This window comes from Streptomyces sp. NPDC088261 (assembly GCF_044740805.1).
GTDB lineage: Bacteria > Actinomycetota > Actinomycetes > Streptomycetales > Streptomycetaceae > Streptomyces.
This window is the reverse complement of record NZ_JBIURL010000002.1, coordinates 619,631-636,307: the sequence shown is the minus strand read 5'-3', so window position 1 is coordinate 636,307 and position 16,677 is coordinate 619,631. Positions and strand designations below refer to the sequence as shown.

Annotated in this window: 12 protein-coding genes; 7 read left to right on the top strand and 5 right to left on the bottom strand. The window is 72.8% G+C overall.

From position 1 onward, the window contains the following. Nucleotides 1–82: 82 nt before the first annotated feature. Nucleotides 83–577, bottom strand: coding sequence for a MarR family winged helix-turn-helix transcriptional regulator (locus ACIODU_RS06640; protein ID WP_401764658.1), 495 nt, complete (start codon nucleotides 575–577; stop codon nucleotides 83–85). 158 nt (nucleotides 578–735) lie between these two features. Here ACIODU_RS06640 and ACIODU_RS06635 point away from each other — a divergent pair, with 158 nt between their 5' ends. Next, entirely contained in the window at nucleotides 736–1,383 is a 648-nt protein-coding gene (locus ACIODU_RS06635; RefSeq protein WP_401764656.1) for a nitroreductase family protein, read from the top strand. A 364-nt stretch (nucleotides 1,384–1,747) separates the two neighbouring features. Continuing rightward, nucleotides 1,748–4,087 (top strand): SpoIIE family protein phosphatase, encoded by a 2,340-nt coding sequence (locus ACIODU_RS06630; RefSeq protein ID WP_401764653.1) that lies wholly within the window; start codon nucleotides 1,748–1,750, stop codon nucleotides 4,085–4,087. 53 nt (nucleotides 4,088–4,140) lie between these two features. Here the strand turns inward: ACIODU_RS06630 and ACIODU_RS06625 are convergent, their stop codons facing one another. From ACIODU_RS06625 to rhaI, 4 genes are read right to left on the bottom strand one after another with little or no spacing between them, the layout of a single operon-like run. Further along, nucleotides 4,141–5,163 carry a LacI family DNA-binding transcriptional regulator gene (locus ACIODU_RS06625; RefSeq protein WP_356419979.1) on the bottom strand — a complete coding sequence of 341 codons (1,023 nt, stop codon included), beginning with the start codon at nucleotides 5,161–5,163 and terminating at the stop codon, nucleotides 4,141–4,143. A gap of 59 nt (nucleotides 5,164–5,222) precedes the next feature. After that, complete coding sequence (locus ACIODU_RS06620; protein WP_401764651.1) at nucleotides 5,223–6,734, bottom strand: rhamnulokinase family protein; 1,512 nt, start codon at nucleotides 6,732–6,734, stop codon at nucleotides 5,223–5,225. A 21-nt stretch (nucleotides 6,735–6,755) separates the two neighbouring features. Further along, the gene (locus ACIODU_RS06615) at nucleotides 6,756–8,807 is read right to left on the bottom strand and encodes a bifunctional aldolase/short-chain dehydrogenase (RefSeq protein WP_401764649.1); all 2,052 of its coding nucleotides are present in this window, start codon (nucleotides 8,805–8,807) and stop codon (nucleotides 6,756–6,758) included. Between the two features lie 59 nt (nucleotides 8,808–8,866). After that, complete coding sequence (gene rhaI, locus ACIODU_RS06610; protein ID WP_401764646.1) at nucleotides 8,867–10,036, bottom strand: L-rhamnose isomerase; 1,170 nt, start codon at nucleotides 10,034–10,036, stop codon at nucleotides 8,867–8,869. A 246-nt stretch (nucleotides 10,037–10,282) separates the two neighbouring features. Here rhaI and ACIODU_RS06605 point away from each other — a divergent pair, with 246 nt between their 5' ends. The 5 genes from ACIODU_RS06605 to ACIODU_RS06585 all read left to right on the top strand — a co-directional run bounded on the left by ACIODU_RS06605 (nucleotide 10,283) and on the right by ACIODU_RS06585 (nucleotide 16,666). After that, complete coding sequence (locus tag ACIODU_RS06605; protein ID WP_401764643.1) at nucleotides 10,283–11,842, top strand: sugar ABC transporter ATP-binding protein; 1,560 nt, start codon at nucleotides 10,283–10,285, stop codon at nucleotides 11,840–11,842. Further along, nucleotides 11,839–12,888 carry an ABC transporter permease gene (locus ACIODU_RS06600; protein WP_401764640.1) on the top strand — a complete coding sequence of 350 codons (1,050 nt, stop codon included), beginning with the start codon at nucleotides 11,839–11,841 and terminating at the stop codon, nucleotides 12,886–12,888. The genes ACIODU_RS06605 and ACIODU_RS06600 overlap by 4 nt, the downstream gene beginning before the upstream one ends. Continuing rightward, nucleotides 12,872–13,975 (top strand): ABC transporter permease, encoded by a 1,104-nt coding sequence (locus ACIODU_RS06595; protein WP_401764638.1) that lies wholly within the window; start codon nucleotides 12,872–12,874, stop codon nucleotides 13,973–13,975. The genes ACIODU_RS06600 and ACIODU_RS06595 overlap by 17 nt, the downstream gene beginning before the upstream one ends. A 55-nt stretch (nucleotides 13,976–14,030) precedes the next feature. Next, nucleotides 14,031–15,125, top strand: coding sequence for a rhamnose ABC transporter substrate-binding protein (gene rhaS / locus ACIODU_RS06590; protein WP_401764635.1), 1,095 nt, complete (start codon nucleotides 14,031–14,033; stop codon nucleotides 15,123–15,125). Between the two features lie 116 nt (nucleotides 15,126–15,241). Then, complete coding sequence (locus ACIODU_RS06585) at nucleotides 15,242–16,666, top strand: arabinose isomerase (RefSeq protein WP_401764633.1); 1,425 nt, start codon at nucleotides 15,242–15,244, stop codon at nucleotides 16,664–16,666. Nucleotides 16,667–16,677 lie beyond the last annotated feature (11 nt).

Sequence of the window (16,677 nt, the reverse complement as noted above, 5' to 3'; positions counted from 1 at the left end):
GCGGCGGCGAGTTCAATCGGAGAGCGGCCCGGAGCGGGCGACTTCGCACGTCGGTGGTTCCTCACGGACCACCTGTGCGGATTTACGGCTGTACGTCCTCACCCGGGCGGCGCGCGCCGCCGTCCAGCAACTTTCCGAGGAGGAAGGAGAGTTGGTCGCGCTCCTCGGCGGTGAGGCCGTCGAACACCTCGTCCAGGAACGCGGGGGTCGCCTCCTCGGCCCGGGCGAGGAGCGCCCGCCCGGAGTCGGTGAGGGTGACGGCGTAGGCGCGCCGGTCGCCGGGGGCGGGCTCACGGCGCACGTGCCCGGCGCGCTCCAGGCTGTCGCAGATGCCGACCATCACGGAGCGGTCGATGCGCAGCTCCTCACCGAGGAGCCGCTGCGAGCTGGGGCCGACGGCCGCCAGCATCTTGAGCACCAGGTGCTGGCCGACCCCGGTTCCCAGCCCGGCCGCGCGGGCGTCCGCGGCCCGCGCGACGGCCGCCGACGCCCGGCACAGCGCGATGTCGGGACGTTCCGCCGCGAGCCGCGGGAAGTAGGCCGCGCCGCGCCGGCTCGTGGTGCTCCTGGCCGTCATGGGGCCTCCTTCGTCTCGGCACGACCGTAACAGAATCGTCTTCGCCCAGATTGTTTGACCGCAAACAGCAGCTCATCGTACGCTCGCCGATAATCTGTTCACAGATTATCTTCGGACCCCCATCCACAAGGAGAGCCCGTGATCCCGAGGACGGCCCTGTGACCCTTCCCTCGACCCCCGACGAGTTGCTGTCCACGACCCGGGCGGTACGCAAACGCCTCGACCTGACCCGCCCCGTCCCCCGCGCCCTGATCGAGGAGTGCGTGGACCTGGCCACGCAGGCGCCGACCGGCCGCAACCGGCAGCGCTGGCACTTCCTCGTCGTCACCGAGCCGGAGCTGAGGCGGACGGTGGCCGACGTCTACCGCCGGGCGGTGACGACCGGGGGCGGCCGGGAACCCACCGAGCGGGACCTGCGGCGCATGTACGCCCACGCGGGCTCCATGGAACGCGTTTCCGACGGCTTCCGGTACCTGTACGAGAACATCGACCGCGTGCCCGCCTTCGTCGTCCCGGCGGTCGAGGGGCGTACGGACGGGGCCTCCGTGCTCGATCAGTCCATGACCTGGGGGTCGATCCTGCCCGCCGTGTGGAGCTTCATGCTCGCCGCCCGCGCCCGCGGGCTGGGAACGGTGTGGACCACGGCCCAGGGACCCCTCGAACGCGAGCTGGCCGGTGTGCTGGGTGTGCCGTACGACGAGGTCATGCTCGCCGCGTTCCTGCCGCTCGCCTTCACCGTCGGCACGGACTTCAGGCCCGCCCGCCGGATCCCTCGCGAGGAAGTCCTCCACTGGGAGGGGTGGTGAGCGGGAGGGCCGGCGGCCCAGAGCCGGAGCCGGTGTCCTCCGTACCGGCGTCCGACACTCCGTACAGCGGAAAGCCCCGGACTCGGCGAACGAGTCCGGGGCTTTCCCGTGGAGCGCTGGGCAGGCCTTGCACCTGCATTTCCCCGCAGGAAGCGGGGCGTCTTTCCTTGGACCACCAACGCGAGGCCCCACCACCGGAGTTCCGGTCGCGAGCACATGATCAATATTAGCGTACGAATCGAGTGCGCCGCGCCACGGCCGCCCGGGCCGGTGGACGCACAGCGGTGGACACGGGACCGCGAGAAGGCCCGTCACCGGCGGTTCCGGAGTTGAGGGCGGGACGCCGAGGCAGCACCCTGGGCGTATGGACCATGCCGGCGCCGCTGCGATCATCGATCCCCAGGGCACCTTGACCGGGTGGAGCGAGGGGGCGCGGCTGCTCACGGGCCACACCGCCGGGGAGGTCGTGGGCCGGCCCGCCCGGGAGCTGCTCGCCGAGGACGCCCCGGCCGCCGCGGTGGCCGCGCTGACCGGCCAGGTCCTCCTCCGGCACCGGGACGGGCACGCGCTGCGGCTGACCCTCACCGCGTCGCCCGTGACGGGCGCCGCCGGGGAGCCGCTGGGATATCTGGTCGGGGGCGTGCCGACGGGCGCCCCCGAGTCCGCGCTGGCCGCGCGCGCCTTCCGGCAGGCGTCGGTCGCGATGTGCGTGTTCGACACGGACCAGCGCTTCCTCCTGGTGAACGGGGCCGCCGGCGAGGTGCTGGGCGTCACCGAGAGCGAGGTGCGCGGGCGCCTCTCGGCGGACGTCGTGCCGGACGACGAGGGCGGCAAGAACCTGCGGGACAACCTCGTCAAGGTCACTCGTACCGGAGTCTCCCTCCGATACGACGTGGACGCCCCCGCCCCGTCCGACGGCAGGGACCGGGCCTGGAGCGTCGACATGTGGCCGGTCCTGGATCCGGCCGGTGACGTGTCGGCGGTGGCCATGGTGGCGTTCGACCGCACCGAGCAGCGCGGCCTCCGCCGCCGGCTGGCCCTGCTGAACGAGGCGGCGACCCGGATCGGCACCACCCTGGACGTGGTGCGCACCGCCGAGGAGCTGACCGCGCTGGTGGTGCCCCGGTTCGCGGACTTCGCCAGCGTCGACCTGCTCGACTGGGTGCTGGGACCGGGCGAACCGTCCGCCCCGACGGCCGAGGGTGTCACCCTGCGCCGGGCCGCGTACACCTCCAGCATGAAGGAGGCACCCCCGCCGGGCCTCAAGCTGGGTGCGACGAGCGTCCATCCGCCCTTCTCCCCGACGGCCAGGGCGCTCGCCGAGGGGCGGGGGATGCTGGTGAACGCGGGGGATCCGGGCTTCGCCCAGTGGATGGAGTACACCAACACGCGCCATCCGGCCGGGCGCGCCCTCCGCGACAGGATCCGCTCCCTGCTGGTCGTGCCCCTGCGGGCCCGCGGCACGACGCTGGGCGTCGCGATCTTCTCCCGCCTCACCCGCCCGGACGCGTACACCGCCGACGACATGGACCTGGCGGAGGAGCTGGCGAGCCGGGCGGCGGTGTGCGTGGACAACGCCCGCCGGTACTCGCGTGAGCGCTCGACCGCGCTGACCCTCCAGCAGAGCCTGCTCCCCAAGGCCTCCGGCGACCAGGCGGCGGTCACGGTCGCGCACCGCTATCTGCCCTCCCGGTCGGCGGCCGGCATCGGCGGCGACTGGTTCGACGTCATCCCGCTCTCCGGCAGCCGCGTCGCCCTCGTGGTCGGTGACGTCGTGGGCCACGGCATCCAGTCCTCGGCCACCATGGGGCGGCTGCGGACCGCCGTACGGACCCTCGCGGACGTCGATCTGCCGCCGGACGAACTGCTCACCCACCTCGACGACCTCGTCACCCATCTGGCCGCCGACGAACACAGCGCCGAGATCGCCGAACTCGGCGCGACCTGCCTGTACGCCGTCTACGACCCGGTGGCCCGGCGTCTGACCCTGGCCTCGGCCGGGCATCCGCCACCCGTGCTCGTACGGCCGGGCCGCGCCGGCCGCCTCGTCCAGGTCACGACCGGGCCGCCCCTCGGCATCGGCGGCCTGCCCTTCGAATCGGCCGAGGTCCTCCTCCCCGAGGACTCGCTCCTCGCCCTGTACACGAACGGGCTCATCGAGGGCCCCGACCGGGACCTGGACGAAGCGACCGCGCAGCTCAGCGCGGCCCTGTCGGCCCCGGCCGGCGACCTGGACACCCTCTGCGACACCGTCCTGCGCGACGTGCTTCCCGAGCAGCCCGGCGACGACGTGGTCCTGCTCCTCGCCAGGACGCAGGTGCTCGGCACCGACCGGGTCGCCACCTGGGAGGTCCCCGCCGACCCGGCCAGCGTGGCGACCGCCCGGCAGGCGGCGACCGACCAACTGGCCGCGTGGGACCTGACCGCGGTCTCCTTCATCACCGAACTGGTCGTCAGCGAACTGGTCACCAACGCCATCCGCTACGGCGAGGCCCCCATCCGGCTCCGCCTCATCCGCGACCACGCCCTCATCTGCGAGGTGTCCGACGCCAGTTCCACCTCGCCCCACCTGCGGCGCGCCCACGCCTACGACGAGGGTGGCCGGGGACTGCTGCTCGTCGCGCAGCTGACGCGGCGCTGGGGCAGCCGGCAGACGGGCGGCGGCAAGACCATCTGGGCGGAGCAGACCCTGCCGCCCGACTGACCGGGCCGGCGAACCACCCCCCTGCCGCCCTCACCCCGCCGGTCCCGGGGCCGTCAGCGGGCGAGCGGTCGCGTCGAGCCCCGTACCACCAGTTCCGGCTGGAGCACGACCGACCGGTGGGTGTGGTGTTCCCGGTCCGGCTCGGTCTCGTCCAGCAGCATCTCCGCCGCCGTACGGCCCATCCGCTCGGCCGGCTGCCGTACGGACGTGAGCGGGACGACCGCCGCCGCCGCGAACTCGATGTCGTCGTACCCCACGATCGACATGTCGCCGGGGACGTTCACCCCGGCCCCGTACATCGCCTGGAGCACCCCCAGCGCCAGCAGGTCGTTGGCGCAGAACACGGCGGTCGGCCGCACCGCGAGCCCCAGCAGCCGGGCCCCCGCGTCGATCCCCGACGCCACGTCGAGCCGGGCCGTCTCCAGATGGCCCAGGGCGTCGCCGGGGAGGCCCGCCTCGCGCAGGGCGGCCAGCGCGCCGGTGCGGCGGTCCCGGCACTGCGGGAGGTCCATGGGTCCGCTGACGTACGTCACCGAGCGGTGGCCCGCCGCGAGCAGATGGCGGACCGCGAGCGCCCCGCCGGTCACGTCGTCTACCGAGACGGAGCAGCCCTCCGCCGTGGGCACGGCACGGTCGACGTGCACGTAGGGGATGTGCCGGCGGGCGAACTCGCGCACGTTGCGCCCGGTGGCGTCGGCGGGGGTCAGCAGTACGCCGCGCACCCGCTGCTCGGCGAAGAGCGACAGGTACTCCGCCTCCTCGGAGGCGCTGCCGGCGCTGTTGCAGAGCATCACCCCGAGGCCCGCCTCGCGCGCGGCGCGCTCCGCGCCCCTGGCCATGGCGACGAAGAACGGGTTGGTCATGTCGAGGACCAGGACCGCCAGTATCCGGCTGGTGCCGACCCTGAGCTGCCGGGCGGACTCGCTGCGGACGAAGCCGAGTTCGTCGATGACGGCCCGTACCCGTACGCGCGTCGGCTCCGCCACCTTCTCGGGGCGGTTGAGGACGTTCGACACCGTACCCACCGAGACCCCGGCCCGGCGGGCCACGTCCTTGATACCTACGGTCTGGGCCACGTGTCCTGTCCTGGATGTCTCGTCGGAACCTCGTCAAAACCTCGGCGGGGCCTCGCATCCTATGGGGCGGGGAGATGCGGCACTCCGGCGAGGAAGCGCCGTGCGGCGTCGTCCCAGGCAGCCCGGTCGCCGGACGGCTCGTACCGGCGCGGTTCCAGGGTCCCGCGCAGCAGGGCCCGCAGGTCGGTGAGGTCGCCCCGTACGGCACCGGCGGCACGGGCCTGGACGAGGACGTTGCCGAGGGCGGCGGCTTCGGCCGGCCCCGCGACGACGGGCAACCCACAGGCGTCCGCGGTGAGTTGGCACAGCAGGGTGTTGTGCGCGCCGCCGCCGACGAGGTGCGCCGTGTCCACCGTACGGCCCGAGAGCCGCTGGGCGTCGTCAAGGGCGCGCCGGTGGGCGTAGGCGAGGGAGTCGAGCACGCAGCGGGTGGTCTCGGCGGGGGTCACCGGCACGGGCGCGCCCGCGCGGCGGCAGGCGTCGGCGATACGGCGGGGCATGTCACCGGGGGCGAGGAACGCCGGGTCGCCGGCGTCCACGAGCGTGCGCAGCCCGGGGACTTCGGCCGCCTCGGCCAGAAGGCGGTCCAACCGCTGCGGTGTTCCCTGGGCCTCCCACGTACGAAGACACTCCTGGAGCAGCCACAGCCCCATGATGTTGCGGAGGTAGCGGACCGTGCCGTCGACGCCCAACTCGTTGGTGAAGTTGGCTTGTCGGCTCTCCTCGGTGAGCACCGGGGCACGCAGTTCCAGGCCCGCGAGCGACCAGGTGCCGGTGGCGAGGTAGGCGAACCGTTCGCCGGACGCGGGGACGGCGACGACGGCGGAGGCGGTGTCGTGCGAGCCGACGGCGGTCACCGGTACGGGCCCCGCCAGACCGGTCCCGGCCAGGACGTGGGGCGCCAACTCCCCCGCCGGGTCGCCGGGTTCGCGCAGGGGCGCGAAGAGCGCCAGGTCGATCCCCGCCGCGTCGGCGACCCGCCGGGACCAGTCGCGGGTGCGAGGGTCGATGAGCTGGGTGGTGGAGGCGTTGGTGATCTCGGTGCCGGCCAGACCGGTGAGCCAGTAGGCGACGAGGTCCGGGATCAGGAGCAGCCGGTGCGCGGCTGCGAGGGCGGAACTGCCACGGGCGGCGGTGAGTTGGTAGACGGTGTTGAAGGGGAGGTGTTGCAGGCCGGTCGCCTCGTACAGGTCGCGGGGCGGGAGGACGGCCGCGAGCTTCGCCGCCTCGCCTTCGGTCCGGGGGTCGCGGTAGTGGACGGGATTGCCGAGCAGCGCGCCGGACGCGTCGAGGAGGCCGTAGTCGACGGCCCAGGAGTCGACGCCGACACTCGCGAGGGGGCCCGATGTCCGGGCGCCCACCGACCGGAGCCCGTCCAGCACACCGCCGTACAGGGACAGGATGTCCCAGTGCAGCGTGTCCCCCGTCCGCACCGGGCGGTTGGGGAAGCGGTGGACCTCGTGGAGGCGCAGGGTGCCCGCGCCCCGGTCGGAGACCTGGGCGGCCATGACCCGGCCGCTGGAGGCGCCGAGGTCGACGGCCGCGAAGGTGGGCGGTTCTGGTGCGGGCACGGGCCGGCCTCTCCTGGTACGTCAGCGCAGGAAGGCCGCCGCGACCCCGGCGTCGACCGGGATGTGCAGCCCCGTGGTGTGGCTCAGGTCGCCCCCGGTCAGCGCGAAGACCGCGTTGGCCACGTGCTCGGGCAGGACTTCCCGCTTGAGCAGGGTGCGCTGGGCGTAGAACTCGCCGAGCTCGTCCTCCGGCACGCCGTAGACCGCCGCGCGCTGGGCCCCCCAGCCGCCCGCGAAGATGCCGGAACCGCGCACCACCCCGTCGGGGTTGACGCCGTTGACGCGGATGCCCAGCCCGCCCAGTTCGGCGGCGAGCAGCCGGACCTGGTGGGCCTGGTCGGCCTTGGTCGCGGAGTAGGCGATGTTGTCGGGTCCCGCGAACACCGCGTTCTTGGAGGTGATGTAGACGATGTCACCGCCGAGGCCCTGTTCCGTCATCATCCGCGCCGCTTCGCGGGAGACGAGGAAGGAGCCGCGCGCCATGATGGCGTGCTGGATGTCCCAGTCCCCCGCGGTCGTCTCCAGCAGTGGTTTGGAGAGGGAGATGCCGGCGTTGTTGACGACGAGGTCGGCTCCGCCGAAGGCGAGCGCGGTGGCGGCGAAGGCCGCCTTGATCTGCTCCTCGTCGGTGACGTCGACCGTGACGGCGACGGCCCGGTCGGGGCCGCCCAGTTCCCCGGCGACCGTCGCGGCTCCCTCCGCGTTCAGGTCGGCGACCACCACACAGGCGCCTTCCGCGACCAGCCGGTGGGCGATGGCCCGGCCGATCCCCGACCCCGCGCCGGTGACCAGGGCGACCCGCGCGGCCAGCGGCTTCGGCGGGGGCATCCGGCGCAGTTTGGCCTCCTCCAGCTCCCAGTACTCGATGCGGAACTTCTCGGCCTCCTCGATGGGCGCGTACGAGGACACGGACTCGGCGCCGCGCATCACGTTGATGGCGTTGACGTAGAACTCCCCGGCGACCCGGGCGGTCTGCTTGTCCTTGCCGAAGGAGAACATGCCGACGCCGGGCACCAGGACGATCGCCGGGTCGGCGCCGCGCAGGGGCGGTGAGGCGGGGGTGGCGTGCCGTTCGTAGTACGCCCGGTACTCCTCGCGGTAGGCGGTGTGCAGGGCGGTCAGCCGCTCCTTGACCTGTTCCAGCGGTGTCGCGGCGGGGAGGTCGAGGACGAGCGGGCGGATCTTGGTCCGCAGGAAGTGGTCGGGGCAGGAAGTGCCCAGGGCCGCCAGCCTCGGGTGTTCGGCGCGGGCGAGGAAGTCGAGGACGGTGTCCGTCGCCGTGTAATGGGCGACCTGCGGCCGGTCGGTGGAGGCCAGTCCGCGCAGGTACGGGGCGAGTTCCGCCGCCCGCGCGCGCCGCGCCTCCTCGGGCAGCGGCCCGTACCCCTCCCGTACGGGTCCGAAGGGCTCGGCCCTGCCCTGCGCTTCGAGGAAGGCCTCGGCGGTACGGATGAGGTGGAGGGAGTTGCTCTCGCACTCCTCGGAGGTGTCGCCCCAGGCCGTGATGCCGTGGCCGCCGAGGACGCAGCCGATCGCCTGTGGGTTGGCCTCCTTGACCGCCGCGATGTCGAGCCCGAGCTGGAAGCCGGGGCGCCGCCAGGGGACCCAGGCGACGGTGTCGCCGAAACAGGCGGCGGTCAGCTTCTCACCGTCGGCCGCGCAGGCGAGGGCGATCCCGGAGTCCGGGTGGAGGTGGTCCACGTGGGCGGCGCGGACCAGGCCGTGCATGGCGGTGTCGATGGACGGGGCGGCCCCGACCTTTCCGTACAGGCAGTGGTCGAAGGCGGCGACCATCTCGTCCTCGCGCTCCACCCCCGGGTAGGCTCCGGCCAGTTGGCGCAGGCGGTCGACCCGCAGCGCGGCGAGTCCGCTAGCGGTGAGGGTGCCCAGGTCGCCGCCGGAGCCCTTGACCCACATCAGCTCGACGGCGTCGCCCGTCACGGGGTCGGGGGCGGAGCCCTTGGCCGAGGTGTTGCCGCCCGCGTAGTTGGTGTTCCGCGGATCGGCCCCGAGCCGGTGCGAGCGGGCGATCAACTCGGCTGCCACGGGGTGGATTTGAGGCTGGTCGGTCATCATGTCCCTCGGTGGGTGTGCCACTGCGGTGTACGGACGGTCGAGTGCGGCCGGAATCCTCAGGCGCCCCAGCCGGCCGCCGTGCCGCCGACCCGCTCGGCGACGATCTTCTCTCCGTATCCGGAGGCGTGGTAGGCGGCCACCGGGTCGGCGTCCGCGCCCAGTTCCGTGCGCACCTCGGCCACCAGCGGCCGTACGTCGGTGTTGAAGGCGTCCATGATCACGGCGTTCGCGGCCAGGACGTCACCGGCGCGCTGGGCCGCCGCCAGGGCCTCCGCGTCCACCAACAGCGCCTTCGCGGTGGCCTCCTGGACGTTCATCACCGACCGGATGACGGCGGGGATCTTCTCTTCGATGTTGTGGCACTGGTCGAGCATGAAGGCGGTGTCCGGGGTGAATCCGCCGCCGCGGATGACCTCGTACATGATCCGGAACAGCTGGAAGGGGTCGGCCGCCCCGGCCATCAGGTCGTCGTCCGCGTAGAAGCGGGAGTTGAAGTCGAAGCCGCCGAGCTTCTCCTCCCGCAGGAGGACGGCGACGATGAACTCGATGTTGGTGCCGGGCGCGTGGTGGCCGGTGTCGACCACCACCCGCGCCCGGGGGCCCAGCCGCAGGCAGTGGGCGTACGCGGTGCCCCAGTCGGGGACGTCCATCGTGTAGAAGGACGGCTCGAACAGCTTGTACTCCAGCAGCATCCGCTGGTGGTCGCCGAGCCGCTCGTACACCGCCGCCAACGCCTCGGCAAGACGCCCCTGGCGCGCCGCGATGTCGTCCTGGCCGGGGTAGTTGGTGCCGTCGGAGAACCAGAGCTTGAGGTCGCGCGAGCCGGTGGCGTCCATGACGTCCACGCACTCCAGCAGGTGCGCCAGCGCCTTGCGGCGCACCGCCGGGTCCGGGTGGGTGACGGATCCCAGTTTGTAGTCGTCGTCCTGGAAGACGTTCGCGTTGATCACGCCGATCCGGACGCCCAGGTCCCGCGCGTGCGCGCCGAGCGCCGCGTAGTCGTCGACCCGGTCCCACGGGATGTGCAGCGCCACCGTCGGGGCCACGCCCGTGTGCGCGTGCACCCGGGCGGCGTCCGCGAGCTTCTCCCGGGGCGTACGCGGCACGCCCTTCTGCGCGAACACCTTGAACCGCGTGCCGGAGTTCCCGAACGCCCAGGACGGCGTCTCGACGGCCTGCGACTTCAGCGCCGCCTTCACGGCGGACACGGCGGATCGACCCGTCATCTCTCAGCGCTCCCGTGGTGCGGACGTGAATCGTTTCATCGCGGTGAAGCTATGGGAGGGGTGACGGTGTGTCAACCCTCCGCGCGGCGGGTTGCGCCGCCGGGCGACGGCCCGTCAGGCGGCGTGAAATTGCCGTACGCACGCCCATTGACGCCGCTCCCCCGCGCCGTCTAGCTTCCCAGCAACCTCGTTGAAACCTTTCACGGAGGGCGGCGCGCACCCGGTCCCCACCGCTGAGGAGCCCCCATGAACGAGCCCGCCAAGGGCCCCGGTCCCCCACCCGTCTCCGGCCCCGGTCCCGCCGCCGTCCCCGTACTGGCGCTCAGGGACGTCAGCACGTCCTTCGGTGCCGTACGGGCCTTGCGGGACGTGTCCTTGCGGCTGTACGCCGGTGAGGCGCACGCGCTCGCCGGTGAGAACGGCGCGGGCAAGTCCACCCTCATCAAGACGCTCGCCGGGGTGCACCGGCCCCACCGCGGCACGGTCCTCCTCGACGGCGAACCGGTGACGTTCCACGGTCCCGCCGACGCCCGGGACGCCGGGATCGCCGTCATCCACCAGGAACCGACGCTGTTCCCCGACCTGTCGATCGCCGAGAACATCTTCATGGGCCGTCAGCCGAAGCGGTCCCTGTCCCGGATCGACCACAAGGCCGTACGGGAGTCGACGGCGGCCCTGATGCGGCGGCTCGACGTCGGCCTCGACCCCGGGCGGCCCGCCCGCGGGCTGTCCCCCGCCGACCAGCAGATCGTCGAGATCGCCAAGGCGCTCTCCTTCGACGCGCGGGTCCTCGTCATGGACGAGCCCACGGCGGCCCTCACCGGCGCCGAGACCGCGCGCCTGTTCGCGGTCGTACGGACCCTCCTGCGCGAAGGGGCCGCGGTGCTGTTCGTCTCGCACCGCCTGGAGGAGATCTTCGAGCTCTGCGGCCGGGTCACCATCCTGCGCGACGGCCGCCGGGTCTCCTCGGCGCCGCTGGCCGGCCTCACCGAGGAGGACCTGGTCAGAGGCATGGTCGGCCGGGACCTGGGGGACCTCTACCCCCCGCGCGCGGCGCGGGCCGGCGAGGTCGCCCTGTCGGTACGGCGGCTCACCCGGGAGGGGGTGTTCCGGGACATCTCGTTCGACGTCCGGCGCGGCGAGATCGTGGCGCTGGCCGGCCTGGTCGGCGCGGGGCGCAGCGAGGTGGCGCGGGCCGTCTTCGGGGTGGACCGGGCCGACGCGGGCCGGGTCGAGGTCAACGGCGTCGCCCTCGGGCCCGGCTCGCCGACCGCCGCCATGGACGCCGGCCTGGCCCTCGTCCCGGAGGACCGGCGGCAGCACGGTCTGGTGATGGCGATGTCCGTCGAACGCAACATCGGCCTCACCGGGCTCGGCGACCTCGGCAGGGGCGGCATGGTGCGCCGGGCCCTGGAACGCGGCCGGGCCACCGACTGGGCCGTACGCCTCCGGCTCACGTACCACCGGCTCACGGATCCCGCCGCCGTCCTGTCCGGCGGCAATCAGCAGAAGGCCGTGCTCGCCAAGTGGCTCGCCACCCGCCCTTCCGTGCTGATCGTGGACGAGCCCACCCGGGGCATCGACGTCGGTACGAAGGCCGAGGTGCACCGGCTGCTCTCGGCCCTCGCGGGCGAGGGCCTCGCGGTCCTGATGATCTCGTCCGACCTCCCCGAGGTGCTGGGCATGGCCGACCGGGTGCTCGTCCTGCACGAGGGGCGGCTCGCCGCCGAGATCCCCCGCGCGGAGGCCACCGAGGAACGGGTGATGGCCGCGGCGACCGGGCGTGCCGGGAAGGCGGCGGCATGACCACCCTGACCGGCGGACCCACCACGACCCGCCCGGCGGACCGCTCCGCCCGTTCCCTGGCCGACGCGGTCTTCCGGGCCAGGGAGATCAGCATCGCCGGGGCCCTGGCGCTGCTGATCCTCGGCACGTGGCTGGCCAACCCGCGCTTCCTCGACGGCCAGGGGGTGAAGGATCTCCTCCTCAACGCCTCGATCCTGGTCCTCCTCGCCGTCGGCCAGTCGGTGGTGGTCCTCACCCGCAACATCGACCTGTCGGTCGGCTCGGTCGTCGGGCTCTCCGCCTTCGCATGCGGCACGTTCGTCTCCGGCACCGGTCACGGCGTGCTGGTGGTCATGCTGCTCGGCATCGCCATCGGCGTGGTCTGCGGGCTGGTCAGCGGCGCGCTCGTCGGCTTCGGCCGGGTCCCGGCGCTCGTGGTGACGCTCGGGATGCTCTACATCATCCAGGGGCTCGACTACGGGTGGGCGCAGGGCGACCAGATCAGCGCCACCGACGTGCCGCGGCCGCTCCTCGACCTGGGCAGCGGCGGCGTCCTCGGCGTCCCGTACCTGCCGCTGATCACCGTGGTGCTGCTCGCGGGCACGGCGTACTACCTGCGGAGCTACCGCTCGGGCCGGGAGCTGTACGCCATCGGCTCCAGCCCCGAGGCCGCCCGGCTCGCCGGAGTGCCGATCCGGCGCCGGATCCTCGCCGCGTACGCCTTCTCCGGAGCGGTGGCGGGCTTCGCCGGCGCTCTCTGGCTCGCCCGCTTCGGCACCGTCGTCGCGGACGACGCGCACGGCTGGGAGTTGACCGTGGTCAGCGCGGTGGTCGTCGGCGGGGTCGCCATCACCGGCGGGGTCGGCACGGTGTGGGGCGCCGCGCTGGGCGCGCTGCTCCTCACCACCATCGGGAGCGCCCTGGTCGTGCTGAGGGTCGACGCGTTCTGGCAGGGCGCCATCAGCGGGGCGCTGCTGCTGGCGGCGATCAGTGTGGACCGGATCGTCAACCTGCGGATGACCGCGGCCCTGAGGAAGAGGAGCGCCCGCCATGGCCATGGCGCCTGAGACCGGCACCTCCCCCGCCTCCTCCGCACGCGGCCCCGCCGGGGCGTGGGTCAGGTCCGCCGGCGCGCGGTGGGACACGGCGGTCGGGGTGCTGCTGGTGGCGGTGTTCGCCGTCGGCCTGGCCGGTACGGACGGGTTCGCGTCCGGCGGCAATCTCGCCTTCGCGTTCAACGACATCGCCGAAGTGGCCCTGATCGCCCTGCCGATGACCCTGCTCGTGGTGGCGGGTCAGATCGATCTGTCCGTGGCCTCCCTGCTCGGTCTGGGCAGCGCGCTGACCGGGGCGCTGTGGAACGCGGGGTGGGCCTTCGAAGCCATCGTGCCCGTGGTGCTGCTGGCCGGAGTCGCCGGCGGTCTCCTCAACGGCTGGCTCGTCACCCGCGTCGGACTGCCCTCGCTCGCCGTCACGATCGGGACGCTCGCCCTCTACCGGGGCCTCGCCTCCGTCGTGCTGGGCAGCGACGCCGTGACCGACTTCCCGCACACGTACGCCCGTTGGGCCGTGGACACCACGACGATCCCGGGCACGTTCGTCACGTACCCCGTCGCGCTGTTCCTGGTGCTGGCCGTCGTCACGGGCGTGGTGCTGCACTCCACCGCCTTCGGGCGTGCCCTGTTCGCGATCGGCGCGCAGGAGGAGGCCGCGTACTTCGCGGGGATCCGGGTGAAGCGCCTCAAGCTGATCCTCTTCGTCGTCACCGGGCTGTTCTCGGCCTTCGCCGGCGTCGTCTTCACCCTGCGGTACGGGAGCGCGCGCGCCGACAACGGGCTGGGGTTCGAGATGCTCGTGATCGCCGCGGTGCTGCTCGGCGGGATCGACTTCGACGGCGGCAGGGGCACCCTCTTCGGGGCGGTCGCCGGGGTGCTGCTCATCGGCGTCCTCAAGAACCTGCTCACGCTCAACGACGTGGCGAACGAGGTCCAGGTCATCGTGACCGGCCTGCTGCTCGTCGGGTCCGTCCTCACCCCGCGGGTGGTGGCCGCCGCGGTCGAGCGCCGGCACCGGCGTGCGGCCGGCGCGGGGACCGTATCGCGGGAGTCCGAAGCGTCCTCTCCCCCTTCCGCGTCCTCACCCGACCGGTCCTGACCTCACCGGACATGACCCCACCGGTCTCGCCGAACCCTCCGAAAGGGCCTCCGCCATGATGCTCCGTACCGCCGCCGCCCGACGCCGGACGGCCGCCACCGTCGCGGCGGCCTGCACGCTCGCCGTGGCCCTCACCGCCTGTTCCGGCACCACCAAGGACAGCGCGGCGAAGGACAACGGCAGGGCGCGAGGCGCCGCCACCGCGAAGGCCGACCCGGACGCGCCCCTCAAGAAGGGCCTCAAGCTGGCCTTCCTGCCCAAGCAGGTCAACAACCCGTACGAGAAGATCGTCGACGAGGCCGGGATCGCGGCGGCCGCGGAGTACGGCGGGACCGGCAAGGAGGTCGGCCCCTCGGACGCCGGCGCCTCCTCCCAGGTGTCGTACATCAACACCCTCGTCCAGCAGCGCCAGGACGCGATCCTGATCGCGGCCAACGACCCCAACGCGGTGTGCGGCCCCCTCCGGCAGGCCATGGCCAAGGGCATCAAGGTCGTCGCGTACGACTCCGACACCGCGAAGGACTGCCGGCAGCTGTTCATCAACCAGGCCGGCTCCGAGGAGATCGGCCGCGGTCTGGTGCGGAACCTGGGCAAGCAGCTGGACAACCGGGGGAAGATCGCCATCCTCTCCGCGACCCAGAACGCCACGAACCAGAACACCTGGATCAGCTTCATGAAGGAGGAGTTGAAGCGGCCGGAGTACCGGGACATGAAGCTCGTCAAGGTCGCCTACGGGGACGACGACGACCAGAAGTCCTTCCAGCAGACGCAGGGTCTTCTCCAGGCCTACCCGGACCTCAGGGGCATCATCTCGCCGACCACCGTGGGCATCGCGGCGGCCGCGCGCTACCTCAGCGACTCCTCGTACCGGGGCAAGGTGGTCCTCAACGGCCTGGGCACCCCGAACCAGATGCGGACGTACGTCAAGGACGGGACGGTCGCGCAGTTCTCGCTGTGGAACCCGGAGGAGCTGGGCTACCTCGGCTCGTACGCGGCCGCCGCGCTGGCCTCCGGGCAGATCACCGGCGCGGAGGGCGAGAGGTTCACGGCGGGCCGGCTCGGCGAGTACACCGTCGGCAAGGACGGCGAGGTCGTCCTCGGCGAGCCGACGGTCTTCGACAGGAACAACATCGACACGTTCGACTTCTGATTCTGAAAGTCGGCGACCGTGGAAAGCCAGGGCCTCGACGGCGTGTCGTACCGCCGGTGCGACGTGCGGTCCCTGCCATCGTCGACCTTCCGGTCCGTCACGCCGAAGGAGCCGTCATGACCGTCCGTACCCCCGCCGTCGCCCGCACCCCCCGCATCGGGCTCGTCGCGGGAGGACTCGGCGCGTACTGGCCGCAGTTCCCCGACCTCTTGCCCCAGCTGCGCCGCTCCGCCGCCCGGGTCACCGAGCGCATGCGGGAGTTCGACGCCGAGGTGATCGACGCCGGCTTCATCTCCGACGCCCAGGAGGGGGCGGAGGCGGCGGAGACACTGCGGGCGGCCGGCTGCGACCTGATCGTCGGCTTCCTCACGACGTACATGACGGCGAGCATGCTCGTCCCCGTCGCCCGGCGCGCCGACGCGCCCGTCCTGCTCATCAACCTCCAGCCCACCCCGTCCATGGACCACGCCTCCTTCGACACCGGTCAGTGGCTGGCGTACTGCGGTGCCTGTCCGCTCCCCGAGATGGCCAACGCCTTCGAACGGGTCGGTGTGCCGTTCCGCTCGGTCTCCGGGTATCTGGAGGACGAGCGGGCGTGGCAGCGCATCGGCCGGTGGATCCGGGCGGCGGGGGTACGGTCCGTCCTGCGCAACGGGCGCCACGGTCTGATGGGCCACCTGTATCCGGGGATGTACGACGTCTCCACCGACCTCACGATGGTCACCGGCAACCTCGGGGGCCACATGGAGGTCCTGGAGTTCGACGACCTGCGGGTGCGGGTGGAGCAGGTCGGCGACCGCGAGCTGGACGAGAAGCTGGACGAGACCCGCGCGGTGTTCGAGCTGGCCGACTCGGTGGTGGAGGACGATCTGCGGTGGGCCGCGAGGGTAGCCGTCGGACTGGACCGGCTGGTCGCGGACTTCGACCTCGACTCGCTGGCGTACTACCACCGGGGCCTGGACGCCGAGGTCCACGAACGGCTCGGCGCGGGGATGATCCTCGGTTCGTCGCTGCTGACGGCGCGCGGTGTCCCGGCGTGCGGCGAGTACGAACTCCGCACCTCGCTCGCCATGCTGATCGCCGACCGGCTCGGGGCGGGCGGGTCGTTCACCGAACTCCAGGCGCTCGACTTCACGTCGGGGGTGGTCGAGATGGGCCACGACGGCCCCGGGCATCTGGCGATCAGCGAACACAAGCCGCTGCTGCGCGGGTTGGAGGTGTACCACGGGAAGCGCGGCTGGGGCGTCTCGGTCGAGTTCGACGTACGGCACGGGCCGGTCACCCTGGTGGGTCTGGGGCAGACGCGGGACGGCCGCTACCGGCTGGTCGCGGCCGAGGGCGAGGTGGTGCCGGGACCACTGCTGGAGATCGGCAACACCACGTCGCGGGTCGACTTCGGCTGCGACCCTGGCGAGTGGACCGACGCGTGGAGCGCGAGCGGGGTCGGGCACCACTGGGCGCTGGCGACCGGCGGACTGCTCCCGGAGCTGCGGTGCCTGGCCGGGCTGACGGGGCTGGAACTGGTGGAGGTCACCGTCTGACGCGCCGCCGC

Coding starts and splice junctions, on each gene's coding strand:
- ACIODU_RS06640 (WP_401764658.1), bottom strand. CDS start 577: ATGACGGCCAGGAGCACCACGAGCCGGCGCGGCGCGGCCTACTTCCCG.
- ACIODU_RS06630 (WP_401764653.1), top strand. CDS start 1,748: ATGGACCATGCCGGCGCCGCTGCGATCATCGATCCCCAGGGCACCTTG.
- ACIODU_RS06615 (WP_401764649.1), bottom strand. CDS start 8,807: ATGACCGACCAGCCTCAAATCCACCCCGTGGCAGCCGAGTTGATCGCC.
- rhaI (WP_401764646.1), bottom strand. CDS start 10,036: ATGACGGGTCGATCCGCCGTGTCCGCCGTGAAGGCGGCGCTGAAGTCG.
- ACIODU_RS06605 (WP_401764643.1), top strand. CDS start 10,283: ATGAACGAGCCCGCCAAGGGCCCCGGTCCCCCACCCGTCTCCGGCCCC.
- ACIODU_RS06600 (WP_401764640.1), top strand. CDS start 11,839: ATGACCACCCTGACCGGCGGACCCACCACGACCCGCCCGGCGGACCGC.
- ACIODU_RS06595 (WP_401764638.1), top strand. CDS start 12,872: ATGGCCATGGCGCCTGAGACCGGCACCTCCCCCGCCTCCTCCGCACGC.
- rhaS (WP_401764635.1), top strand. CDS start 14,031: ATGATGCTCCGTACCGCCGCCGCCCGACGCCGGACGGCCGCCACCGTC.
- ACIODU_RS06585 (WP_401764633.1), top strand. CDS start 15,242: ATGACCGTCCGTACCCCCGCCGTCGCCCGCACCCCCCGCATCGGGCTC.